The sequence below is a fragment of the Nocardiopsis exhalans genome, from assembly GCF_024134545.1.
Classification (GTDB): domain Bacteria; phylum Actinomycetota; class Actinomycetes; order Streptosporangiales; family Streptosporangiaceae; genus Nocardiopsis; species Nocardiopsis exhalans.
Window position 1 is genome coordinate 2,880,875 of sequence record NZ_CP099837.1, and the last position, 22,853, is coordinate 2,903,727.

Genomic DNA, 22,853 nt, shown 5'->3' on the forward strand with positions numbered 1-22,853 from the left:
CTTGCGGCCACCCGCCCCACGCGTTCCCCGAGGTTAAGGCCCCCAACGCTCCAGAAAGGGCCACCTGGGACCAAGGCCGGGGAAAGCCGTGCAAAGACGCTGCAAGAATGGGGTGTGGCCTCGATGACCGACGACACCGCGCCGTTCACCGACCCGGAGGGGTTCGAACAGGCTGCCGAGCTGCTGGCGTCCGCGCGACGCATCACCGTTCTGACCGGGGCCGGAGTGTCAACGGACTCCGGCATCCCGGACTTCCGCGGCCCCCACGGACTGTGGACCACCAACCCCAACGCCCAGGCGATGTCGGACATCGACAGCTACATGGGCGACGTCGACGTGCGCCGCCAGACCTGGCTGGCCCGCCGCGCCCACCAGGTCTGGCAGGCCGAACCCAACGCCGCCCACCGCGCCCTGGCCGACCTGGCCTCCTCCGGACGCCTGCACGCGCTCATCACCCAGAACATCGACGGCCTCCACCAGCGCGCCGGGGTTCCCGAGGGCGAGGTCGTCGAGGTCCACGGCACCATGCTCCGGGTCATGTGCATGTCCTGCGGCCTGCGCACCCCCAGCGCCGCCGTCCTCGCCCGCCTGGACGAGGAGTCCGACCCCCGCTGTGTGGTCTGCGGGGGCATCCAGAAGTCCGACACCATCTCCTTCGGTCAGCGCCTGGACCCCGAGGTCATCGAACACGCCGCCCAGGCCGCCCGTGAGTGCGACGCCTTCGTGGCCATCGGCACCTCCCTCACCGTCCACCCGGTCGCGGGCCTGTGCGACGTCGCCATGATGTCCCGCGCCTCCCTGCTCATCGTCAACGCCGAACCCACCCCCTACGACGACTACGCCACCGCGGTCCTGCACGATCCGATCGGTGATGTGGTCCCAGCCCTGGTCAAGCGGGCCCTGGCCGGGTAGGCGGGAAAAGTTCTTCGGCGCCTGGCGGGTAGGGTCCGAGGTCAGTGATGCTGCCCTCCTCGTCAGCGGCGTCCAGGGGCAGGGGCCGGGCTGGAAGCGAGGTCTGTGGTCTTCGCCCCGGAGGAGCCGCCCGGTGTGCTCCGGCCGTTAGCCGGTCGACCATCTCCGAAGGCAGGTAGGGCGACAGCGATGCGAGGACGCGGTCCACTTCCCCGGTGCCCGGGGTGACCGTCACCCGCAGAGGACCCGAATCCAGATGTTCGCGGACCAGACGTCGGAGCCTGGTGTGGTAATCAGTGCCCACCGGTGTGTCCTGAAGGTCCTCGCGAGCCTGTTTGAGCGCCATCAGCTGAGCCCGGTCCAGCCCTGGCACGCCCTCGTTCTCGAAAAGCCTGCGATAGGCGGCCAGCCTGCGCTCGGGATCCGCGTCGACCGGGCGTAGCCGCAAGTACGTGATTTCGTGTTCGTACAGCCAGAGGGCGAAGGGCTCATCGTCCATATACCTGTTCCCCAGACCTACTGGGAGTATCTCCCAGTAGGGGAGCACGCCTACGCTGAGTTTGGCTGCGGTCCCGTTGACGCGGAGCGCCATGGAGCGCAATATCTGACCGGTACTCGTGGAAGAGGACATCCGCAGCTCGTACGGGTCGGTCACCGACAGGGGAACCCTTTGTGGCGGATCTCCGGCGATAACGTTCGTCCGGAGCTCGAACCCCATGCTCTCGCCGACATTGACCGGCGAGAGGTCCTCCAGTTGCAGGAGCGAGGTGTCTCCTTCGGAGTACGAGGGAGCGAGGTGGCGCATCCGCAGAGTGCCCAGGACGGTGAACCAGTCAGCTGGGGGCAGAGCGCGCCACAGGGCGGCGACCGAACGCCACTGCTGTAGGGCGGATGCCTCCTCGCCTGCTCCGTCGAAGAGTTCGCGGATGTTCACCGGCTCAGCTCGTGCGATCAGCAGCAGGGTGAGCAGGTTCGCCGTGTAGAGCGCCTGTCTGCTCGTCAGCGGGAGCCGCCGGGGCTGGTAGGCGGAGTGCAGGCGGTCAGCGGACGGGTAGGGCGCCTGCTGGAAGAGCTGGATCAGCAGCTCTCCGTAGTGCGCGCGCCGTTCTCTGTCCCCGTCGATGTCCGTTCCGATCAGTTCCCGGAGGAAGTTCAGCGTCCGTTCCCGGTCCGAGTAACAGGCGAAGGACGAGGTGGCGTACAGCAGGCCGTCGCCCGGCGGCTCACCCCGGGGGTCCTCCTCTTCGCGGACCCGCTCGTCGACCAGTGTCCGCAGCGCTCCGGAGACCATCCTGGCCACCAGGTACTCACCGAAGGTGGCGTGCAGGAACTCGTACGCGCTGAGGGGCTTATGCCCGGGTCCGCCGACCCTGGCCTGGGACACATGAACGAAGAAGAACCGGCCCAGCAGCAGGTCCGCGGCCTGGATGGGGAGGCTGGTACGGCTCTCTGCCTGCTGGCGGGGGCCGTCCAACTTGAGTGCCCGGAGGTCATCGCCCAGGTCCTCGGCGCTCACGCTCTGTCGCTGCCGGGTGAACATCGACAGCGCTGTCGCTTCCAACCGGCGCAGCTCACTCGCGACCTCCCGCTTGAGATCCTTCTCGTTGAGGGCCTTGCGGTGCTTGCGGACCTGGCGGCGGACGAAGGTGGTCAGCAGCCGTTCGTACAGCTGCGCCAGGGACATCGATTCGGGGGCGTGCCGCAGGCCGTTGTCCTGCGCGTCGTAGACCAGTAACAGCAACAGCAGCAGCGGTTGCTGGCTCAGCTCAGGGTAGGCCAGCAGTCGGTTCAGCTCCAGCGGCCGAACCTCGCCCGCGTCGAACCGCTCCCAGTTCGTGTGGTTCCAGGTGCGCAGCACCCGCTCGATCTGTCCCCGACCGAACGGCTCCAGCCGGATCACCGTGCTGCACTCGGGGAAGCGGGCCCGGCTGGCACTCAACGTGCGACTGGTGACGATCACCGCCACCGGCTGGCCCATGTCCTCCTGGTGCTCCTGGAAGTCCCGGATCTGCTCCAGGTAGTCGTAGCGCTCGACCCCGGCCGCTTGGAGGAGCTCGTCGAACCCGTCCAGGATGACCACCGGCAGGGCGCCCTCGGCCTCCGCCAGCAGTTCGCTCCAGCGCACCCGCCTGAGCAGGTCGTGCTCCAGGCCCTCCTCGATCTGCGTGTGGACGGCGGCGTCCGCGCTCACCGACCGCAGCTCCACCCGCACCGCCAGGAAGTCCTCCTCCGGCAGTTGCGCGGCCAGGACCTCGGTCAGCTTCGACTTGCCCGCGCCCGGTTCGCCGAGGAGCACCGTCGGGTACCTCGTCATGTCCGGATGCGTCAGCCGCGCTGCCAGGAACCGCTGCAGGTCAGGCAGAAGCTCGCGGTGCTTCCACCACTCCTTGGCCGAGGGGGTGTCGCCCTGGGCCACTCTCGCCACTCTGGCGCTCGGCGGGACGTAACAGTCGCTCAGCGAGGGGATGACCATCCCGTCGGGTAGCTCCTCGGGCAGCACATCGTCCACCGGAAGCACCGCCTTGCCCAGCAGCGCCCGGTACTTGCGGGCCAGCTCCTGCCGCAGCGCGCCCACCTCACGGCCCGAGGAGAACGCGGCCAGCTCGGCGTGCAACCCGGCGAAGGCGTCGCCCATCTGCTTTCTGGTCTGCTCGTGCTCCCGGAACTCGGCCCACTTCCCGAACTCCGGCGCCTCAGCACACAGCCGCAGGTAGTTGTCCCGATAGACCGCTAGCGCTCGCCGGGGAAGCTCCTTCCCAATGGCCCGGGCCAGCCGGCTCCCGCGCCCGGTGTCGATCCCGAAACGCTCTGTGACGCTCAGCCCTCGAACCATCGTGAGCAGCCCGCGTGCGTTGGTTTCAAAGAGCGCTTCAGCCCGCCCGAAGAGGTCCTCCTGATCCCACAGGAACCCCTCCGCGGGAAGATAGACGGACTCGGACCGTAGCCCTCGCGCCAGCAACGCCTGCTGTTCGTCCCCGGACAACTCCAGATCAGCGGCCCGAAGACGCAACCCCGTCTCGGTCAGACAGTCGTCCAGCGGCTTGAAGAAGGAGACCAGTAGCAGCAGCCCGTGCGCGGCCTCAATCCGCTGTGTCCTGGAGGTCCGGTCGCTAGCCCGAAGCTTGCCGCCCAGATTCTTCAGCGCCTTGTGATGTTGCTTCAGTTCGGTAGACACCTGTGAGCTGGGGTTTTACGCGGCCTGAGACAGCGCCGCAAGCCTGTCTTGAGCAACTTCGGTGTGGCGACGTTCATACTCAGCCGGGCTGAGCTGACCATTGGCCGAATGCCGCCGCCAGGGGTTGTAGAACCCCTCGATATAGGAGAACACCTCCCGCTCCGCATCCGCCCTGGTGGCGAAACGGGTGCGGTCGATCAACTCGGTCTCCAACGACGCGAAGAAGCTCTCGGTGACGGCGTTGTCGTAACACGACCCCGTCCGCCCCGTCGAGGGAGCGATCCCTGCCTCTTCGCAGCGGCGACCAAAGGCCAGACTGGTGTATTGCGATCCCTTGTCCGAGTGATGGATCAGCCCCGGACCGGGACGGCGGGCGGTCACCGCCATGGCCAGCGCGTCGCAGACCAGATCGGCGCGCATGTGAGGGGCCATCGCCCAGCCCACGATGCGGCGCGAGAACAGGTCCATCACCACCGCCAGGTACACCCACCCCTGGTCGGTGGGCACGTAGGTGATGTCCGCGCTCCACTTGGTGTTGGGGGCATGGGCGGTGAAGTCACGACCGACCAGATCCGGTGGGGCTGTGGCCATCCGGTCCTGGGAGGTCAGGCTTTTGCGGCCGGTGCGGCGGTGGACCCCGACCAGGCCCTGGCGGCGCATCAGCCGGGTGATGCGGTTGCGTCCAGCGCGGATGCCGTCGAGCTCGGCCAGGTCGGCCTGGAGCCTGGGGGAGCCGTAGGTGCCGCGGGAGCGCTCGTGGTGGCCCTGGATGCGCTCGGACAGGTCAGCGTCGGAGCGTTCCTTGGCCGTGGGGCCGTCCTGGATTCGGTGGTGGTGTTTGTAGTAGCCCTGCCGCGATACGCCGAGCAGCCGGGACATCAGGGAGACGGAGTGGCGTGTCTTTTCTTCGTCGATCAGCCGGAACATCACCGACTGGTCTCCCGGACGAAGAAAGCCGTGGCCTTGCGCAGGATCTCGCGCTCTTCGCGCAGCTGGGCGTTCTCTCGGCGAAGGCGGGCCAGTTCGGCCTTGTCATCGCTGGTGGTGCCCTCTGCCTGGCCGGAGTCGATCTTGGCCTGATTGATCCAGGTGCGGATCGTCTGGGCCGAGGGTTCGAACTCAGCTGCCAGGTCCTCGGGGCTACGGCCGGAGCGGGCCAGCGCGATGATCTGATCGCGGTACTCCGGCGGGTACGCAGGGCGGGTCTTGGGCACTTCAATCTCCTCGTTCAATGACAAAGTATCCGAAAGCGGACACCTGTCCACCGAACCGAAGCAAGATCATTGGCCCCGTTGGTGACCACGAACTCCCGCAGTCCGAACAGCCCGGGCACCCCCACCGCGTCCATCCCCTCGTCGGCCATCTTCTCCGCGAGGTCCCACAGGGGTGTGCCCTGGTCGCTGAGCTTGCGCAGGGCATCGGCGTAAGTGAGCTGCTGAGCCATGGAGGGGGTGGCCTTTCGTGACCGCAGGAGGGCTGAGGGGAGGGGGACAGAGGGAGCAGGAAAGAGGGATGAGCCGTGGCACAACCATCACGCTATGTGTGATGAGGCGGCGGCGGAAAGGGTTCTCTCAGGCCGGGTAGTAAGCGTTCTCACGCTTCCCGCGAGCAGCACGGCACAGAACCCGCAGGGCGGAGAACACGCGCGACGGAGCCCTGTAGGACGGGAGGTCGACCAGGGCGAACCCGCCCCTCCAGAGTCGGCGTGTACTTCCTGCTGGCGATGTGCCTGTTCCCCGAGGCCGACTACAGGCTGGTCCGGGACAATTCGACGGATGCCCCCGCAGAAGGTCCCCGGCACCGAACGCGACCGTGCCTGGCTCGGCACGACCTCCCACCACGGCTACCCCGAACCCCAACTGATGACGCTCGTGGAGACCGGGACCCGCTTCCTGGCCGGCGCGGTCTTCGGCCCCACGGCGAAGGACCGTACCCCTTTCGTCTCTGGACCGCGCATCCGGCGGACGACCAGACGCAGAAGCTACCGCGTCCGTTCCGTCCCCGCTCACCGCGCCTTGGACAGGAACGCCTCTACCTCGGCGGTGAGGGCCAGCGGCACCTCGTCCATCGCGTAGTGCCCGGCGTCGGCCAACTCCCTCAGCTCCGCGCCCGGGAACCACTCCATCCACGTGGCGCGCATGACCTCCGCCGACAGGGCCGGGTCGTTGGCCCCGACCACCGCCAGCGCGGGGACGCCCCGGCCGACGACGTCCGCGCGGAAGTCGCCCCGCGCCCAGTCCTCCAGGTAGGCGGCGAACGCGGGTTCGGTGGAGCACTCCAGCGAGTGGGACACCATCCGGTCCAGCCACGGGCCGGGCAGCCGGTCCCCCGTGGTCATGCTGACGATCGTGCGCCGCGCGGCCGGATCGGTCACGGCCCGGCTGAACAGCCCCCAGGCGGCCTCGTCGAAGGGCACCCCCGAAGCGGGGACCGGGGAGACCCCTACCAACGCGCGCACCCTGTCGGGCGCCTCGGCGAGCACCCTCTGCGCGAACTTGCCGCCCATCGAGTGCCCGACCAGGGAGAAGGACTCCCAGCCGAGGCCGTCGGCCAGCGCCAGGACGTCTGCCGCGACCTCCTCGGCCGTGTACTCGCCCCTCCGCTCCCGCGCGTCCCCGTACCCGCGGTAGTCGGGCACGGCGTAGGTGAACGCGTCGGTGTCGGCGTGGGCGAGCATCGGGGCGAAGCTCGTCCGGTCGCCGAACCAGCCGTGCAGGGCGATCACCCCGCGCGGGCCGGATCCGTGAAGGGTGTGGGGAAGGACGTCGTCGGCCATGGGATTCCCGCTTCCTAGTCGAGGAGGCCTACCGCCGTGGGGTGTGCCCCGATGATCGCTGCGGGTAACCGGCCCACCGTGAGGCGGTCGCCCGAACAGCCCCGGTGCGTCCGTGGTCCCATACCGGTACGTCCCGCCGACCCCCAAGAGCAACACCATGCCGGGTTACCCCCTCACCCGCCGCACCGCTCTCATACTGGGCGGTGCCCGCTTCGCTGCGGGCGCTCCACCTCGACCCGCTTCGCTGCGACGGCGTTTGGCGGCTGTCGGGAAACGGGGGAGGAGTGGTCCAGGGTGGTGAAGGGGGCTGGGCAGTCCTTTCACACGCGGATCAGGGACCGGCTGAACCTCCGGGGGACTCGGGTAGCTTGCCTGAGCGGAAGGGCACTGAAGGGTCGGCCTGTGTGAGTGACGCGGACGGATCGACTGCTTTGAGGAGGCCTCGTTCCTCCCAGCGGAAGAACAGGGACTGGTCCCAGTGCTCGATGTGAGGGCGCAGTTGGTCCAGGAGAGTGCGCAGGGAAGCATACGAAGCACTGATGATCTCCGTGCAGCGGTTGAGGAAACCCACCACCTCCTTCTCCAGGAGAGTTCTGCCGTCCAGCCGGGCGGGCCACAACCGCAGGTCCTCCGTCGCCTGGCGCAGGGTGAGTAGCTCAATCCTGCCCAGGGACGAGGGGGTCAACAGGCGCTTGTAGCTCTGGAGGCGTTCGACCACCCGCTCGTCGTCGAGCTGCCCGATCGGTTCCAGGCGGAGCCGCAGTACCTCGTGGGCCTCCACCCAGGCGCTGCCTTCCTTGTCCGAGTACCAGGTGCCCAGGTCTTCGGAGACGTAGCGAAGGTAGGGGGTCAGGGTCATGGCCAGCCGTGAGGCCGTCCCGTTAGCACGCATCGCCGTGGACCTGAGCAGGCGAGAGGTTACCGTCCCGAAGGAGACCTCGACCTTGTAGGGGTTGAGCGTGGCCGGGTCACCGGGGGAGTCCGCGCGGAGCTCGAAGCCAACACACTCACCGACGTTGACGGGCTCCTCCCGTTCACGGCTCAGCGCACTGTAGGGCTGTTCACCCTCCCAGTAGCCGATGTGGCGCATCCGTACGAAGTCGAGGATCCCGAACCACTGGGACGCGGACAGCGCCCGCCACAACGACACCGTCTGTCGCCAGGCGTGCCAGGGGTCACCGCTGTCGGGGTACAGGTTCTCCAACGGGATGGGTTCTTCGCTCACCAGGACAAGGAGGGTGGCCAGGTTCGCCGTGTACCGGGCCTCCCGCGAGGTGACGGGCAGCCGCACCGGTTCGTACTCGGCGAAGGAGCGGTTGGGCGCGGGGAAGGGAGCCTCCTGGAAGAGCTCCAGCAGCAGTTCCCGGAACTCCTCGCGCAGATCCGGCTCCCCCTCCAGACGCCGGGCCAGCAATTCCTCCAGAAAAGCCACCACCTTGTCGCGGCCCGCGTAGGCCGCGAAAGAAGCCAGCGCGTACAGCTCACCATCATCCAGATGCAGAGCCCGGCTGCGGCGCCGGGACACCCGGGCCCGATCCTCGGCCAGTTCCTCCAAGGCCGCGATCACCATGCGGGCCACCAGGTACTCGCCGAAGGTGGCGTGCAGAAACTCGAAAGCGGAGTTCGTGCCCTCCCTACTCTGCGAACGCGCCTCGTGAACGAAGAAGAAGCGGCCCAGCACCTGGTGGGCGGGGGCGATCTGGCCGTGCAGGTCGGCGTTGTCCGGGGTCTCGGCCGCTTCGGGCATCAGGACGGCGAGATCCTGGTCCAGTTCCTCAGCGCGCACGCTCTGGCGGCTTCGGGCGAACATCGCCATCGCGGCCACCTCCAGGCGGCGCAGCTCGTCCTCGACCGCCCGGTCGAGGTCTCGGCCACCCAGGTTGGGCCGGTGCTTCTCTACCTCACGACGGGCGAACATCGTCAACAACCGCTCGTACAGCTCACCGTGTGAAAGTGTGTCTGAGGCCTTGAGCAGCGCGTTGCCGTGAGCGTCGTAGATCAGCAGCATCAGCAGGAGCAGCGGCTGTTCCGCGAGTTCCCGATAGCGGAGCACCGTCTCCGAGGTGAGCGGGCTCATCCCCGACGACCCGAACGTACTGCGGTTGGCCCGGTTCCACACCTGGAGCATCTGCTCGATCTGGCTGTCGTCGAAGGGCTCCAGCCGGATGACGGTGGTCCCGGCGGGGAACCGGGCCCGGTCCGCGACCAGGGTGCGGCTGGTGACGAGCACCGCCACGGGCTGGCCCATGTGCTCCTGCTTCTCCTGGAACTCCTGCACCCGCTCCAGGTAGTCGGAGCGGTCCACCCCGCTGGCCTGGAGGAGTTCGTCGAACCCGTCCAGGATGATCACCGGAAGTGCCCCGTCGGCGTCGTCGGACAGTTCCCGCCAGGAGACCGACGTGTGCAGGTCGGCGGCCAGACCCTCCTCGATTTGAACGTGCAGGGGTGCGTTGGGGCTGACCGACCGCAGTTCCACCCGGATGGGCAGGAAGTCCTCGGGCGGCAGTTGGGCCGCGAGCATCTCGGTGAACTTGGACTTGCCCGCGCCCGGATGCCCGAGGACCACCACGGGTCTCCGGGTGATCGACGGATGGGTGAGCAGAGCGGCCGTGAACGGTTGCAGGTCGTCCTGGACATGCCTCGATTCCCACCAGTCATCACGGGAGGGGGAGTCATGGGAGCCAGCCACGTACGCGATCCGGCCGCGCGGCGGGATGTACGCCTCGCGCAGGGACGGCAGGCCGAGTCCGGCCGGGACGTCGTTGGAGCGCAGCACCGGTCGGCCCAGGACCGCCTGGTAGGCGGCGGTGAGCTCCTGCCTGCGGCGGTTGACCGGGCGGCCCGAACCGAGGTTGGACAGCTCTTCGTGCAGTCCGGCCAGGCCGGTGCCTATCTCCTGCCGGGTTCTCGCGTGCTCCTGGACGTGCATCCACAGTCCGAACTCCGGAACCTCCGCTCCGAGTCGGAGCAGCGCGTCGTCCAGGCCCCGGCAGGCCAGCGGAGGAACGAAATCGTAGAGCTTTCCCAGGACCGTGTGCTTCTGCGGTGTGAGCCCGTGTTGCTCGGCGACGGCCAGCCCCAGGACGAACTCGGTGAAGGTGTCGGTCAGCGAGAAGAAGAGGAGATCGTTCGTGGCCTCCGGAGAGTCGGGGAGGGCCACCTTGAGTGTGGGCGACACGTAGTCCAAGGAGTTCAGACGACCGCCGAGGACCGCGTACTGCTCCTCGGCGGTGATCTCCAGGTCCGCTAGGGTGAAGGGCGCGTTCAGTTCCTTCAGTGACTCCTCGACCGCTTCGAAGAAGGTCGTGATCACCAGGACCCTGTAGGCCGCCTCGATCTTCTCCGTCCGGGACAGCCGACTCTCGCCCCGGAGCTTGCCGCCCAAACCCTCCAGCGCCCTGCGGCCCCTGGTCACCAGGGCGCCCCGCACACCGAACACGTCGGGCACGCCCACCAGCCCCAGGCCGCCGTCGGCCACCTTCTCCGCGAGGTCCAGGACCTCCGAGTCGTTCTTGCCGAGAATCTTCAGGGCATCGCCGTAGGTGAGCCGTTTCGCCATCGTGTCGGGCCTCTTCCACGTTCGGGGGTGTCAGGGGGTGGGAACGCGATCGGACTCGGCATCGGGGAGATGCCGAGCCCGCAGGTCAGAAGGGGGTTTGGGGACTGTGATGTCCTACGGCAGCTGCCAGTTCACCGGCTCGGCGCCCTGTTCGGTCAGCATCCGGTTGGTGCGGCTGAAGGGCCGGGAACCGAAGAAGCCGTTGCGGGCCGAGAGGGGGCTCGGGTGGGCGGACTCCACGCAGGGGACGCCCGGCATCATCGGGCGCAGGTTGCGGGCGTCGCGGCCCCAGAGGATGGCCACGAGCGGCTTGCCGCGCTCGGCCAGGGCTCGGATGGCCTGTTCGGTGACGGCCTCCCAGCCCTTGCCGCGGTGCGAGCCGGCGTTGCCGGGGGCCACCGTCAGCACCCTGTTGAGCAGCAGTACGCCCTGCTCCGTCCACGGCGTGAGGTCGCCGTTGGAGGGCATCGGGACGCCCAGGTCCTCGCCCATCTCCTTGTAGATGTTGCGCAGGCTCGCGGGGAGCCGCACCTCCGGTGCCACCGAGAAGCTCAGGCCCACCGCGTTGCCGGGGGTCGGGTAGGGGTCCTGACCCACGATGAGTACGCGCACGTCCTCGAAGGGCTGCTGGAAGGCGCGCAGCACGTGGTCCCCTGCGGGCAGGTAGGTGCGTCCCTCGGCGACCTCCTGGCGGAGGAAGTCACCCATCGCGGCGATCTGCGGGGCGACCGGCTCCAACGCCTTCGCCCAGCCGCTGTCCATGATCTCGTTCAGGTCCCTGTTCGACATGGCCAGAACACTAGCGCCAGACAGCGACAACCAGGACCGCTTCGGACGTCTGAGGAGCCCTTTTCACCTGAGTGCCTCGAGTTCGGTGAAGGCCTCGCGCAGGTAGTCGTGGACGGCCCGTTCGGGAACTCGGTAGGAGCGGCCAACCCGAATGGCGGGTAGAACCCCTGAGTGCACCATGCGGTAGACGGTCATCTTGGAGACCCGCATGATGGTGGCCACCTCGGCCACGGTCAGGAAGCGGACCTCCTCCAACGGTGACCCAGAGGAATCCCTGATGAAAGGTGGTGTCAGGGGACGATCATCAAGGTCCTGGATCTGGGCGGCAAAGGCGTTGATCCATTCGCGGGTGTCCTCGTTGACATCGCCTGCCTCTTCCAACACCTGCATGACAGAGACCGTGTCCAGCGGGCGGCCGAGGGTGAGGACCTCGACACCGACGGGACGACCGTCAGCGGAGTAGTCCACGACGAAGGAACCGTGGTCCGAACTCCGCTGTACTGGTGAGTCGGTCAGGGTGAGGTAGCCCGCATCCGCTTCCTGGTCGATCGAGACGTTCTGAGGCGCTGCCATGGGGATCACGATACTTCCACCACCGTTTTGATCACAGGATCTGACGTCTGCCAGCTGGCGTCCCGCACCGCCACGTAGATCTTCCTTCCGTCTCCTGTGTGGCCGTACACCCTGTATGAGTTGTTGTCAGGGTCGTGTCGCTCTTCCAAGGGCCTGGCAAGCACGGCCAGAACGTCCTCCTCCGCTATCCGGCGCCTGCGCATCCGTTCCCGAAGGTGTCGGGTGAAGACTGGGGGCATCTACTCCGGCACCTCCAAACCGACCGCGATCGTCACTGTCGCTGTGATGGAACAGGCCCTGATCGAAACGGTCCACAGGCCGACCTCGTCGATGACCACACGGAGAGTCCGGGCCCAGACAGCTCCGCTGTCGACAGGCTCTTGGTCCAGGGTGTCGTTCACTGACAGCGCGGCTGAACCCGAGGGGCGGAGGACCTCCAGCTTCACAGATGAAGAGACCTCGTCCGCTGCGTGGGGTTCCGGCAGGACCAGGACAGCGCCGAGTTCCACTCCGGAGGGCAGGTGGTCTACTGCCAATCTCCGGAGGGCGGGATCACGGATGGTGAGCATGCCTTTGTCCAGGCCAACTTCACGGCCGAGCAGGAAGACACACGCGGGCACATGACCGTCGCTGTGAAGGCTCATGGGAGATGAGCCTAGAGCGGTTCTCTTCGGCGGACGGGGAAACCGGAAAAGTGCTTCGGGTGGCCAGCCGCTGATGCGGTTTCGCCATTGGGTGAGGTGGTCGCGGATGGCCTGGGTGCGGGGAGCGTTCTCGCCGTGGAGGCGGGTGTGGTGATCAAGGAGGGCCTCGTAGTGGCGGACCGCTCCCTCCTGGTGCCCAGGGCGGCCCAGGTGAGCGGCCTGGTAGTGGCGGGCGCGCCGAGCTCGACGGCCAGGTCTACAACCGCGCCATCATCCCCGGTTCCTGCATGGGCCACAGCTCCAGGTGCACGGGTGGGAGGACTACAGCCTCAGCCGGGCCTGGACGACCGTCACGACCCCCTCGGTGTGGATGACACATCCAGTTCCTCGGCGACGACGACGTTCACCGTTCACGTCGACGGTGACCAGAAGGTCACCGAGACACTGCGCCTCGGTGAGGTGAAGGAGATCGAGGTGCCGGTCGAGGACGCCCTGCGCCTGCGTATCGAGGCCGAGAGCGAGAACTCGGGCATCTATCCGGTCTGGGCCGACCCGACCCTCCTCTCGGACTGACCAGGCCCTGGATCGGACCCAGTCGGGTACGAAGAACGCCCCCGCGCAACAGCACGGGGGCGTTGCTCTTGGTCCTCGGGACTACTCCGTGTCCTTCGCGCTACTCCGCGCGCCAGCCGCCCTGGCGGTCGGCGAGGTTGAGGGCCGTGGTCACCAGCGGGACGTGACTGAAGGCCTGCGGGAAGTTGCCCACCTGGCGGCCCGCCCCGGGATCCCACTCCTCGGCGAGCAGCCCGACGTCGTTGCGCAGGGCCAGCAGCCGCTCGAACAGCTCCTTCGCCTCGTCCTGGCGGCCGATGGACAGCAGCGCGTTGGCCATCCAGAAGCTGCACGCCAGGAAGGCGCCCTCGTCGCCGGGCAGCTGGTCGGCGGAGTTCTCCAGGTCCGTGCGGTAACGCAGGACGAAGCCGTCCACCATGAGGTCCTCGCGGACCGCCTCGATGGTGCCGACCACGCGCGGGTCGTCGTAGGGGAGGAAGCCGACCTCGGGAATGAGCAGCAGGGCCGCGTCCAGCTCCTTGCTGCCGTAGTACTGGGTGAAGGTGTTGCGCTGGGGGTCGTAGCCGTACTCGCACACCTCGGCGTGGATGGTGTCGCGCAGGGCCTTCCACCGTTCGATGGGGCCCTCCTTGCCGAACTCCTCGATGCTGCGCACCGCGCGGTCGGCGGCCACCCACGCCATGACCTTGGAGTGGACGAAGTGCTGTCGGGGGCCGCGTACCTCCCACAGTCCTTCGTCGGGCTCGTCCCAGCACCACTCGAGGTAGTTGACCAGTGAGCGCTGGAGACCCCACAGGTAGTCGCCGCCCCGGATGCCCGAGCGCCGGGCCAGGTGCAGCACGTCCATGACCTCGCCGTACACGTCGAGCTGGTACTGGCCCACCGCGGCGTTGCCGATCCGGACCGGGCTGGAGTCCTCGTAGCCGGGCAGCCACTCGGCCTCCCACTCGGTGAGGCGGCGCTCGCCCCGGATGCCGTACATGATCTGCATCAGCTGGGGTTCCCCGGCCACGGAGCGCACCAGCCACTCGCGCCAGTCCCGGGCCTCGTCGGTGTACCCGGAGCGGATCAGCGCTTCAAGGGTGATGGTGGCGTCGCGCAGCCAGCAGTAGCGGTAGTCCCAGTTGCGGACCCCGCCGATCTCCTCGGGCAGCGAGGTGGTCGGCGCGGCCACGATCCCGCCGGTGGGCCGGTAGGTGAGGCCCTTGAGGGTGATGAGGGAGCGCACCACCGCTTCGCGGTAGGGGCCGTCGTAGGTGCATTGGTCCACCCACTTCTCCCAGAAGCGTTCGGTGCGGGAGAGGGCCTTCTCCGCGTCCAGGTGGTCGGACTCCTCCACCTGGGAGGGGTGCCAGGTCATCACGAACGGCACGCGCTGGCCCTCGGTGACGGCGAAGGTGGCGTCGTGGGTGAAGTTGTGGCCCTGGAGGAAGATGGGGCTGCTCAGCCAGATGGCGTCGGGTCCGGCGATGGCCACCAGCTCGGTCCCGGACCGGTGCACCCACGGCACCACGTGGCCGTAGTCGAAGCGGATGCGCATGGAGGTGCTCATCCGCACGGTCCCGCGCAGCCCCTCCACGATCCGCACGATGTGCGGGGCCCCGCCGCGCGGGGGCATGAAGTCGATGACCCGAACGGAGCCGGTCTCGGTGTCCCACTCCTGCTCGAGGACGAGGGTCTCGCCCCGGTAGTGGCGTCGGTCGGCCCGCGGCTCGCCGTCAGCGGGGCGCAGACACCAGCTGCCGTTCTGGTCGTCGCCGAGGAGGGCGGCGAAACAGGCAGAGGAGTCGAAGTCGGGAAGACACGCCCAGTCGATGGAACCGTCCCGCCCGACCAGCGCGGCGGTCTGCATGTCGCCGATCATTGCGTAGTCTTCAATCCAGCCGGGCACGCGGCTCACCCCCAACACGTCGTCATTGTTTCTGCGATAGCGCGAGTCGCCCCGTTGCCACGGGGTGCGTCGCTTCTTCGCGAACCGCCGCGCGCACGCCCGTGTGCGCGCCCCGTCGGGGTCTGTCGCCCGACCCGCCTCCAGGTCGGGGCGCCGTTCGGACCCTGTCTCCCCCAGACCGCCCGCCGCTGCCTCATATCCGGGTATGTGCCCAGGTGAGGGCAGGCGTAAAGGACGGTCATGGAAAGTGTCCGAACCCGGCCCTGTGCCGTTTACCGCGGTCCTATCTTCCATGCTCTGAGCTGGCCTGGCTACCCACGAATGCACGTGCATCTGGACGTGCGCGAGGTATGTCAGGGAATGGGTGGCTTTCTGCGGGGAGAAGTTATGACGCGGTGATCAACCGACGATGACGAGACGGCGAACCGAAGTGCTAACGGCCCGACGGAGTAGGGTTTGCCGGCGTTTTCTCGGGCATCCGCATCATCGGGAGGAACACCTGTGCCAGCGGTCCGATCGCCACCATGAATACCACGGTCCCCACGCCCACGGTCCCGCCGAGGAGGAAGCCGGACAGCGCCACGGTCACCTCGATGAGGGTGCGGGCCAGTCGGATCGAGAGGCCGCGCGCGGCCAGTCCGGTCATCAGTCCGTCCCGCGGCCCCGGACCCAGCCCGACCCCGATGTAGCAGCCGCTCGCGATCCCGCAGACCAGTACGCCCGAGACCAGCAGCAGGACGCGCAGGGGGAGGGAGTCGGTCGCGGGCAGCAGCCACAGGGACACGTCGACGGACACGCCGACCATGACCACGTTGCTCAGCGTGCCCAGCCCGGCCTTCTGGCGCAGCGGGATCCACAGCAGCATGAGCAGTGCGCCGACGATCACGCTCCACGTGCCGATCGACAGTCCGGTCTGCAGGGACAGGCCCTGGTGCAGCACGTCCCAGGGCATCGCGCCCAGGTCGGAGCGGATGAGCAGGGCCCCGCTGAGGCCGAACATGTACAGGCCGAGGTAGAGCTGGGCGAGGCGACGCAGCCGGGGGCGCGGTAGTACCGGGGTGATCAGCAACTGGCGGATCAGGCGGGAGACCAGGCTCCGGGGCTGTTCGGACACGTTCGACCTCTGCTCTCGGGCGTACCGGTTCCCAGGCCGGTGAAGTTAAAGGTGGGGTGATTGGATGACCATCCATTGAGGGGGCCACATCGGTATCGTGGCTCAAACAGGGCCGGGATTGAAGAGCCAATCCCACCAACTGGCCTGATTTGCCCCCGATGAGGTGAAGATCCATGGTGAGACAGCGCACCGACCGCCCCGGGACCGGCGGCGGAACCCGGCGGATCAACGGTCGGCTGCTCGCCCGGCTGATCGGTGAGGCCCCGGTCGAACGCCCCTACTACCTGGCGATCGCCCGCGCCGTGAGCGGGCTGGTCCTGGACGGCCGAGTCCCCACGCACACCCGGCTCCCGGCCGAACGCGACCTGGCCACCGCCCTGGGAGTGAGCCGCAACACCGTCACCGCCGCCTACGCCTGGCTGCGCGACAACAGTTTCCTGGACAGTCGGCAGGGCGCGGGCAGCTGGACGGTCCTGCCCGACTCCGGTACCCGCGGGCCGGCCCCGTTCGTGCCCGCCGCCGAACAGATCGACCTCGGCGTGGCAGCGCCCCCGGCCGTCGACGGGCTGCGCGACGCCTCCTTCCACGCCTCGGAGCAACTGGCCGCGCACGTGGGCGGGATCGGCTACTACCCCTACGGCCTGCCCGAACTCCGCCACGCCATCGCCCGGCGCTATGTCGAGCGGGGGCTGCCCACCACCCCGGAGCAGATCTTCGTCACCAGCGGCGCCCAGCAGGGCGTCACCCTGGCCATGGACCTGTTGGTGCAGGAGGGCGACGAGGTCCTGATGGAGACGCCCACCTACCCGCACGGTCTGGACGCGGCCCGCCGCAACGGCGCCCGCATCCGCACCACCGGGGTGACCCCGCAGGGCTGGGACATGGAGTACCTGGTGGACGCCTTCCGCCAGCGCAGACCCTCCGCGGCCTACATGGTCCCGGACTTCCAGAACCCCACCGGCGCGCTCATGGACGACGACGAACGCCGAATCCTGGTCCGGGAGGCCCGTCGCGCCGGGACCCACCTCATCATCGACGAGTCCGGCGCCGAGCTGGCCATCGACTCCGGTGACCTGCCCGCCCCGGTGGCCGCGCACGACACCGACGGGCGGGTGCTGACCGTGGGTTCGGTGGCCAAGCTGTTCTGGGGCGGGTTGCGGGTGGGCTGGGTGCGCGCGACCCCGCCGATGGTCACCCGGATCATGGCGATCCGTCAGCGCTTCGACCTGGCCGGTTCGGTGCACGACCAGCTCACCGCCACCCACCTGCTCGCCGACGTGCTGCGGATCCGCGCCGAACGCAGCCGTCAGCTGCGCCGCAACCGCGACGCGCTCCTGGCCGCGCTGCGTGAGCGCCTGCCGGACTGGCGGCCCAGTACGCCCGGCGGTGGCCTGGTGCTGTGGGCGGCCCTGCCGCACCCGGTCGCCACGTCACTGGCCGAGGTCGCGATCCGGCACGGCGTACACCCGGCGGCCGGGCCGCTGTTCGGCGCGGACGGGACCCTGGAGCGGTACCTGCGCCTGGCCTACACCCGGCCGCCGGACGTGCTGGCCGACGCGGTGGAGCGGTTGGCCGCGGCCTACGCCGAGACCCTGGCCCACCCCACTCAGCCGCGCGGCCAGCTCTACGTCTGAACGGGCCCGCCCCTCCGCGTCAGAGGGCCTGGGTCAGAGGGAGAAGCGGTGGGCGAAGCGGATGACCTCGCCGAGTACCTCGTCGCGGTTGGTCTCGTTGAAGACCTCGTGCCGGGCGCCGGGGAAGATCCGCGCGGTGACGTCCTCGCCCGCCACCGCCTCGATGCCGACCTTGGTGTCGGACACCGGCACCAGCTGGTCCTGGTGCCCGTGTACCCACAGCAGGGGCAGGGAGCCCACAGTGCCCGCGGTATTGCCCCGCTCCAGCTCGGTGAGCAGGGCGTTGACCGTGGTGCGCTTGAAGGGGCCGTGCCAGACCAGCTCGTCGGCCACGTAGGCCTCGCCGACCGCCGGGTCTCGGGAGAGGGTGGCGGGGTCGATGGGGGTGTCGGGGATCACCTCGGCCGCGGCGAGCTGTTCGGCCGCGGTCCACCGGCCCAGGACCGGCCCGGACAGCACCAGAGCCTGCACCGAACCCGGGTACACCTGGGCGTAACGGGTGGCGATCATTCCGCCCATGGAGTGGCCGATCAGGACCAGCGGCAGGCTGCGGTAGGCGGTGCGCGCCTGGGTGACGACGCGGTGCACGTCCTCGATCACCCCGGCGTAGTCGTCGATCAGGACCCGCTCCCCGGAGGACCCGCCGTGGCCGCGGTGGTCGGCCCCGTAGACCACCGCTCCGGCGGCGCACAGGTCCCGGGCGACCTGCTCGTAGCGGCCCAGGTGTTCGCCGTAGCCGTGCACGAGCACGGCCAGCCAGGTCGGTTCGCCCTCGCTGGGCGCCCAGGCCCGTGCCGCCAGTTTCCCGGTCCCGTCTGGCCCGCCGGCCAGACCCCACTCACGTGTGCTGATCACCGTGTCCTGCCTCCTCGCTGCCGCTTCCGTCTGCGACGATCAGGTGGTCGTCGCCGGAGTGGTCACCCTAGAACATCGTGTCCGGCAGCCGGAGGGCATCGCCTGAGTAACGATCGGCGGTGCGGGTTTGGGTCAAAGGCCAGGCCGGGCAGCCAACTCTCGTGTGTGCCAACGAAATATGCCAAAAGGTGTGATTCGGGCTACACACCGTGAAACTGGATCTTCTACGCTTAAGTATGGGTATCCCTCGGGTGGGTGCAATTTCGTGTACTTCCTACCCGGCAATCTCAGACTGGAGAGGGTGACGTCCGTGCTGGCCGACTCCTATGGCCGCGTGGCAACAGACCTGCGCGTGTCGCTCACCGACCGCTGCAACCTCAGATGTACCTACTGCATGCCCCCGGAAGGGTTGGAGTGGCTCCCCAAGGCGGAGCTGCTCACCGACGACGAACTCCTGCGCCTGATCCGCATCGGGACCACGCGGCTCGGCATCGAGGAGATCCGCTTCACCGGCGGAGAACCCCTGCTGCGTCGGGGTCTGCCGGGCCTCGTCGCCGGAAGCACCGCCCTCACGCCCCGCCCGCACACCGCGCTGACCACCAACGGGATCGGGCTCGCCCGGATGGCACCCGCCCTGGCCGAGGCCGGACTGGACCGGGTCAACGTCTCCCTGGACACCCTCGACCCCGTCGTGTTCGAGAAGCTCGCCCGGCGCCGCCGACTCGACGACGTCCTGGAGGGGATGGCCGCCGCCGCACGCGCCGGACTCACCCCGGTCAAGGTCAACGCCGTGCTCATGCGCGACGTCAACGACCACGAGGCCGCCGACCTCCTCCGCTTCTGCGTGGAGCACGGCTACGAGCTCCGCTTCATCGAGCAGATGCCCCTGGACGCCCAGCACGGCTGGCGCCGCGACACCATGATCACCGCCGACGAGATCCTCACGCGGCTGGAGGCCGAGTTCGACCTCGACCCCGCCGACGCCGACACCCGCGGCAGCGCGCCCGCGGAGCTCTTCCACCTGCGCGGTCAGCGCTTCCCCAACGGCGAGCCCGCCACCGTGGGCGTCATCGGCTCGGTCACCCGCCCGTTCTGCGGGGCCTGCGACCGGGTCCGGCTCACCGCCGACGGCCAGATCCGCAACTGCCTCTTCGCCCGCGAGGAGTCCGACCTGCGCACGCCCCTGCGCGAGGGCGCCACCGACGACGAGATCGCCGACCGCTGGCGGGCCGCGGTCATGGCCAAGCTCCCCGGCCACGGCATCAACGACCCGAGCTTCCTCCAACCAGCCCGCCCGATGTCCGCGATCGGCGGCTGATCCCGCGCTCCGGACCCCGCCGCGCTCGCGCGCAAACACGCCAAACAGCAATAAACCGGTTGCCTCCTCCCGGTCCCCTCTGAATTGATGTTCCGGGGCACAGAACACTTCGGTGCCCCGGGGCTCGAACAGAAACGGGAGGTGGCCCCATGTCCTACACCGAAGTCCCCGGCGAGCGCGTTCCCATCCGCATGTGGGCCGACCCGGCACAGGTCGAGTCAGCCGCCATGGACCAGCTCCGCAACGTCACCCGGATGCCCTGGACGCACGGGCTGGCCGTCATGCCCGACGTCCACTACGGCAAGGGCGCCACGGTCGGCTCGGTGATCGCCATGCGCGACGCCGTCAGCCCGGCGGCCGTGGGCGTCGACATCGGCTGCGGGATGACCGCGGTCCGCACCGGCCTGACCGCCGAGCGGCTTCCCGACGACCTCGGCCCCCTGCGCTCGGCCCTGGAAGCGGCGATCCCGGTCGGCTTCAACTCCCACGACGTCCCCGTCGACCCCGCCCGGATCCCCGGCCTGAAGGGCACCGGCTGGGACGGCTTCTGGGGCGGTTTCGACGACCTCGCCTCCGCCGTGCACCCCCGCCACGAGCGCGCCCGTCGCCAGATGGGCACCCTGGGCGGCGGCAACCACTTCCTTGAGGTGTGCCTGGACGACGACGGCGCCGTCTGGCTGGTCCTGCACTCCGGCTCCCGCAACATCGGCAAGGAGCTGGCCGACCACCACATCACCCAGGCGCAGGCGCTGCCGCACAACCAGGACCTGCCCGACCGCGACCTCGCCGTGTTCCTGACCGGGACCCCGGAGATGGACGCCTACCGCCGCGACCTGTTCTGGGCGCAGGACTACGCCCGCCGCAACCGCGACGTCATGATGGGCCTGGCCTGCCAGGTCCTGGCCAACCGGATCCCCGGGACCACGTTCGAACAGCGCATCTCCTGCCATCACAACTACGTGGCGGAGGAGACCTACGACGGCGTGGACGTGCTCGTCACCCGCAAGGGGGCGATCCGTGCCGGTTCGGGGGACTTCGGCGTGATTCCGGGCAGCATGGCCACCGGAACCTACATCGTGAAGGGCCTGGGCAACCCGGCCTCCTTCAACTCCGCCTCGCACGGCGCCGGACGCCGGATGAGCCGGAACAAGGCCCGCAAGACCTTCACCGAGGCCGACCTGATCGAGCAGACCAAGGGCGTGGAGTGCCGCAAGGACCGGGGCGTGGTGGACGAGATCCCGGCCGCCTACAAGGACCTGGAGTCGGTGATCGAGGCTCAGACCGACCTGGTCGAGGTGGTCGCGCACCTGCGTCAGGTGGTGTGCGTCAAGGGCTGAGCCCTCGGGAGTGCATGCTGGTGTGATGGAGAACCTGGACGCCGTGGTGCTGGCCGGAGGGGCGGCGACCCGCATGGGCGGCGCCGACAAACCCGGCCTGACCGTCGCCGGACGCACCCTGCTGGAACACGTGGTCGCCACTGTTCGCGCTCACGACCCGAACGCGGGTGTGACGGTGGTCGGCCCCGAACGCGAGAGCCCCCGGGCCCGCTACGTCCGCGAGGACCCACCAGGGGGCGGCCCCGTACCGGCCCTGCGCGCCGGGCTGTCCCATGTGAGCGCCCCCTGGGTGGCCCTGCTCGCCGCCGACCTGCCCCACCTGGACCCGGGCCATCTCGCGGCACTGGCCACGGCTGCCGTGGGAAGCGGGGGCGCCGTCTTCGTGGACTCCGGCGGCCGGGAGCAGTGGCTCACCGGGATCTGGCACACCGACACCCTGCGCACCGCGCTGGCCGTTTACACCGGACGCTCGCTCCACAAGCTGCTCGGCCCGCTGAGCCCCGTCCACGTGCCGCTCACCGACGCCCCCGCCGACTTCGACGTGGACACCCCCGAGGCCCTGGAACGCGTCCGTCGCACCCTGGAGCGACCGGAGTGAATCCGGGCGGTACCGGACCCCGGCCAGGGCGAACGGCATGGCCCGGGACACCCCGAACCAGGTCCGGGCGGGCGTTTGCTCGCCGGACCCGACCCCGAACTGCGCGGGGCCGCCCTGCGCGCCGTGCGCACCCTGCCGATCCCGGATCCGATGGTCCTCCCCGTGCTGGAGGACGCGCCCACCGCACTGCGCCCGGCGCTGTACCGGACCCTCGACCAGGGCCGCCGCTCCGCGCTCGCCGACGCCCTGCTGGCGCGGGTCCGATCGGAGCACGGCGACGCCGAGGCCGCCGCATTGCTCCCCGCCTGTACCGCCGAGACCGTCGCCCGGCACTTGCCCGGGCTCGCCCATGCCTTCCAGTCCTGGCGCCGCCTGGCCCGGCGCCACCCCGACACCTCGGTGGACCCCTTCACGCAGCTGCTGCGCGACGGCCGGGCCCTGGACAGGGTGGAGGAGGTCTTCGGCCGCCTGCTGGCCGGTCAACCCGCAGGGGTCCCGCTGCGCCTGAGCGATGGGGAGACCTCGATCCGTCCCGTCGCGCGGCTGCGCTCGGTGGCGCGAGCCTGCGCCGGGCTGATCCAACCGAACGGCGCCGTGCCCGCCGATCTCGCCGTGCGACCGGTGCGGCTGTTGGGAGAACACCCCCAGCACCTGGCGGGGGCGGTCCGGCTCACCGACGCCCTCTTCCAGGCGCGGGCGGGGGAAGGAGCTGCCCCCGCGGAACTGGTGGCCGTGTTCGCCACTGTGCTGGAACAGCTCGCCCGCCACCCGCTGTCCCTGCTCGGCTGGCTGCGGAACCTGGTGCGGCCGGTGGCGTCCGGGCTCAGGGCGCGCGGGAGCGGTGACGGCGAAGCCCTCACGCTGACGGGGCTGCTCCTGGAGCGGGCACGGCGCCTCCCGGGGCCCGAAGGGGCGGCGGCGGGACTGTTCGCGGTGCTGGTCGCCGAGGAGTTCGGCAACCGCTCCCGCTGGGCCCGGCGCTGGTCGGAGTCACTGGTGGCGGCGGGGGAGTGCGGTCACGACCAGGTACGTGAACTGGCCCGCGCGGTCGCCCTGGGGTGAGGGGTTCGGGTGCGGGCTGTCAGCGTCCCGCGTACCTAACCTC

Annotated in this window: 19 protein-coding genes and 1 pseudogene; 7 read left to right on the forward strand and 13 right to left on the reverse strand. The window is 69.2% G+C overall.

The window, feature by feature from the left end; all coding sequences use genetic code 11:
* Positions 1-114 precede the first annotated feature (114 nt).
* On the forward strand, positions 115-912 hold the full coding sequence (locus NE857_RS12845; RefSeq protein ID WP_254421196.1) for an SIR2 family NAD-dependent protein deacylase: 798 nt from the start codon (positions 115-117) through the stop codon (positions 910-912).
* On the opposite strand, the gene NE857_RS12850 is transcribed toward NE857_RS12845, so the two are convergent.
* The 10 genes and pseudogenes from NE857_RS12850 to NE857_RS12895 all read right to left on the reverse strand — a co-directional run bounded on the left by NE857_RS12850 (position 890) and on the right by NE857_RS12895 (position 12,428).
* Entirely contained in the window at positions 890-4,087 is a 3,198-nt protein-coding gene (locus NE857_RS12850) for an NACHT domain-containing protein (RefSeq protein ID WP_254421197.1), read from the reverse strand. The two genes, NE857_RS12845 and NE857_RS12850, sit on opposite strands and share 23 nt — an antisense overlap.
* Before the next feature lie 15 nt (positions 4,088-4,102).
* Positions 4,103-5,301 (reverse strand): IS3 family transposase gene (locus NE857_RS12855; protein ID WP_184371482.1). Its coding sequence is split into 2 segments (ribosomal slippage): positions 4,103-5,058 and positions 5,058-5,301, totalling 1,200 coding nucleotides; the frame shifts between segments, so codons are not numbered across the junction.
* Positions 5,302-5,315: 14 nt separating this feature from the next.
* Positions 5,316-5,531 (reverse strand): hypothetical protein, encoded by a 216-nt coding sequence (locus tag NE857_RS12860; RefSeq protein WP_254421198.1) that lies wholly within the window; start codon positions 5,529-5,531, stop codon positions 5,316-5,318.
* A 561-nt stretch (positions 5,532-6,092) separates the two neighbouring features.
* Positions 6,093-6,863 (reverse strand): alpha/beta fold hydrolase, encoded by a 771-nt coding sequence (locus NE857_RS12865; protein WP_254421199.1) that lies wholly within the window; start codon positions 6,861-6,863, stop codon positions 6,093-6,095.
* 331 nt (positions 6,864-7,194) lie between these two features.
* Positions 7,195-10,422, reverse strand: a complete 3,228-nt coding sequence (locus NE857_RS12870) for an NACHT domain-containing protein (protein WP_254421200.1) — start codon at positions 10,420-10,422, stop codon at positions 7,195-7,197.
* 114 nt (positions 10,423-10,536) lie between these two features.
* Complete coding sequence (locus NE857_RS12875; protein WP_254421201.1) at positions 10,537-11,211, reverse strand: uracil-DNA glycosylase; 675 nt, start codon at positions 11,209-11,211, stop codon at positions 10,537-10,539.
* A gap of 63 nt (positions 11,212-11,274) precedes the next feature.
* Positions 11,275-11,490: a helix-turn-helix domain-containing protein gene (locus NE857_RS12880; RefSeq protein WP_254421963.1), complete on the reverse strand. Its 216-nt coding sequence runs from the start codon at positions 11,488-11,490 to the stop codon at positions 11,275-11,277.
* 156 nt (positions 11,491-11,646) lie between these two features.
* A pseudogene (locus tag NE857_RS12885) lies at positions 11,647-11,784 on the reverse strand (DUF2283 domain-containing protein); the annotation flags it as partial.
* Between the two features lie 5 nt (positions 11,785-11,789).
* Positions 11,790-12,023: a DUF4258 domain-containing protein gene (locus NE857_RS12890; RefSeq protein ID WP_301184329.1), complete on the reverse strand. Its 234-nt coding sequence runs from the start codon at positions 12,021-12,023 to the stop codon at positions 11,790-11,792.
* Complete coding sequence (locus tag NE857_RS12895; RefSeq protein ID WP_254421202.1) at positions 12,024-12,428, reverse strand: hypothetical protein; 405 nt, start codon at positions 12,426-12,428, stop codon at positions 12,024-12,026.
* A gap of 366 nt (positions 12,429-12,794) precedes the next feature.
* Between NE857_RS12895 and NE857_RS12900 the strand changes: the two genes are divergently transcribed.
* The gene (locus tag NE857_RS12900; protein ID WP_254421203.1) at positions 12,795-13,001 is read left to right on the forward strand and encodes an NPCBM/NEW2 domain-containing protein; all 207 of its coding nucleotides are present in this window, start codon (positions 12,795-12,797) and stop codon (positions 12,999-13,001) included.
* Positions 13,002-13,101: 100 nt separating this feature from the next.
* On the opposite strand, the gene NE857_RS12905 is transcribed toward NE857_RS12900, so the two are convergent.
* Both NE857_RS12905 and yczE read right to left on the reverse strand, forming a co-directional pair.
* Positions 13,102-14,907 carry a glycoside hydrolase family 15 protein gene (locus NE857_RS12905; RefSeq protein WP_254421965.1) on the reverse strand — a complete coding sequence of 602 codons (1,806 nt, stop codon included), beginning with the start codon at positions 14,905-14,907 and terminating at the stop codon, positions 13,102-13,104.
* A 418-nt stretch (positions 14,908-15,325) separates the two neighbouring features.
* On the reverse strand, positions 15,326-16,006 hold the full coding sequence (yczE, locus tag NE857_RS12910) for a membrane protein YczE (RefSeq protein WP_254421204.1): 681 nt from the start codon (positions 16,004-16,006) through the stop codon (positions 15,326-15,328).
* Positions 16,007-16,179: 173 nt separating this feature from the next.
* Here yczE and yczR point away from each other — a divergent pair, with 173 nt between their 5' ends.
* Positions 16,180-17,640: a MocR-like transcription factor YczR gene (gene yczR, locus NE857_RS12915; RefSeq protein WP_254421205.1), complete on the forward strand. Its 1,461-nt coding sequence runs from the start codon at positions 16,180-16,182 to the stop codon at positions 17,638-17,640.
* A 33-nt stretch (positions 17,641-17,673) separates the two neighbouring features.
* Here the strand turns inward: yczR and NE857_RS12920 are convergent, their stop codons facing one another.
* Positions 17,674-18,495, reverse strand: a complete 822-nt coding sequence (locus NE857_RS12920) for an alpha/beta hydrolase (protein WP_254421206.1) — start codon at positions 18,493-18,495, stop codon at positions 17,674-17,676.
* A 310-nt stretch (positions 18,496-18,805) separates the two neighbouring features.
* Between NE857_RS12920 and moaA the strand changes: the two genes are divergently transcribed.
* From moaA to NE857_RS12940, 4 genes are all read left to right on the forward strand, one after another.
* Positions 18,806-19,813, forward strand: a complete 1,008-nt coding sequence (gene moaA, locus NE857_RS12925; protein ID WP_254421966.1) for a GTP 3',8-cyclase MoaA — start codon at positions 18,806-18,808, stop codon at positions 19,811-19,813.
* A 149-nt stretch (positions 19,814-19,962) separates the two neighbouring features.
* Entirely contained in the window at positions 19,963-21,150 is a 1,188-nt protein-coding gene (locus NE857_RS12930) for an RtcB family protein (RefSeq protein ID WP_254421207.1), read from the forward strand.
* A 22-nt stretch (positions 21,151-21,172) separates the two neighbouring features.
* Entirely contained in the window at positions 21,173-21,748 is a 576-nt protein-coding gene (gene mobA / locus NE857_RS12935) for a molybdenum cofactor guanylyltransferase (RefSeq protein WP_254421208.1), read from the forward strand.
* A 75-nt stretch (positions 21,749-21,823) separates the two neighbouring features.
* A complete protein-coding gene (locus tag NE857_RS12940; RefSeq protein WP_254421209.1) occupies positions 21,824-22,810 on the forward strand; it encodes a hypothetical protein in 987 nt (328 codons plus the stop codon).
* Positions 22,811-22,853 lie beyond the last annotated feature (43 nt).

Excerpts from the sequence above, each read along its gene's own strand:
- NE857_RS12865 (WP_254421199.1), bottom strand. The coding sequence starts at position 6,863 with ATGGCCGACGACGTCCTTCCCCACACCCTTCACGGATCCGGCCCGCGC.
- NE857_RS12870 (WP_254421200.1), bottom strand. The coding sequence starts at position 10,422 with ATGGCGAAACGGCTCACCTACGGCGATGCCCTGAAGATTCTCGGCAAG.
- yczR (WP_254421205.1), top strand. The coding sequence starts at position 16,180 with ATGGTGAGACAGCGCACCGACCGCCCCGGGACCGGCGGCGGAACCCGG.
- NE857_RS12895 (WP_254421202.1), bottom strand. The coding sequence starts at position 12,428 with ATGAGCCTTCACAGCGACGGTCATGTGCCCGCGTGTGTCTTCCTGCTC.
- NE857_RS12930 (WP_254421207.1), top strand. The coding sequence starts at position 19,963 with ATGTCCTACACCGAAGTCCCCGGCGAGCGCGTTCCCATCCGCATGTGG.
- NE857_RS12860 (WP_254421198.1), bottom strand. The coding sequence starts at position 5,531 with ATGGCTCAGCAGCTCACTTACGCCGATGCCCTGCGCAAGCTCAGCGAC.
- NE857_RS12875 (WP_254421201.1), bottom strand. The coding sequence starts at position 11,211 with ATGTCGAACAGGGACCTGAACGAGATCATGGACAGCGGCTGGGCGAAG.
- NE857_RS12890 (WP_301184329.1), bottom strand. The coding sequence starts at position 12,023 with ATGCCCCCAGTCTTCACCCGACACCTTCGGGAACGGATGCGCAGGCGC.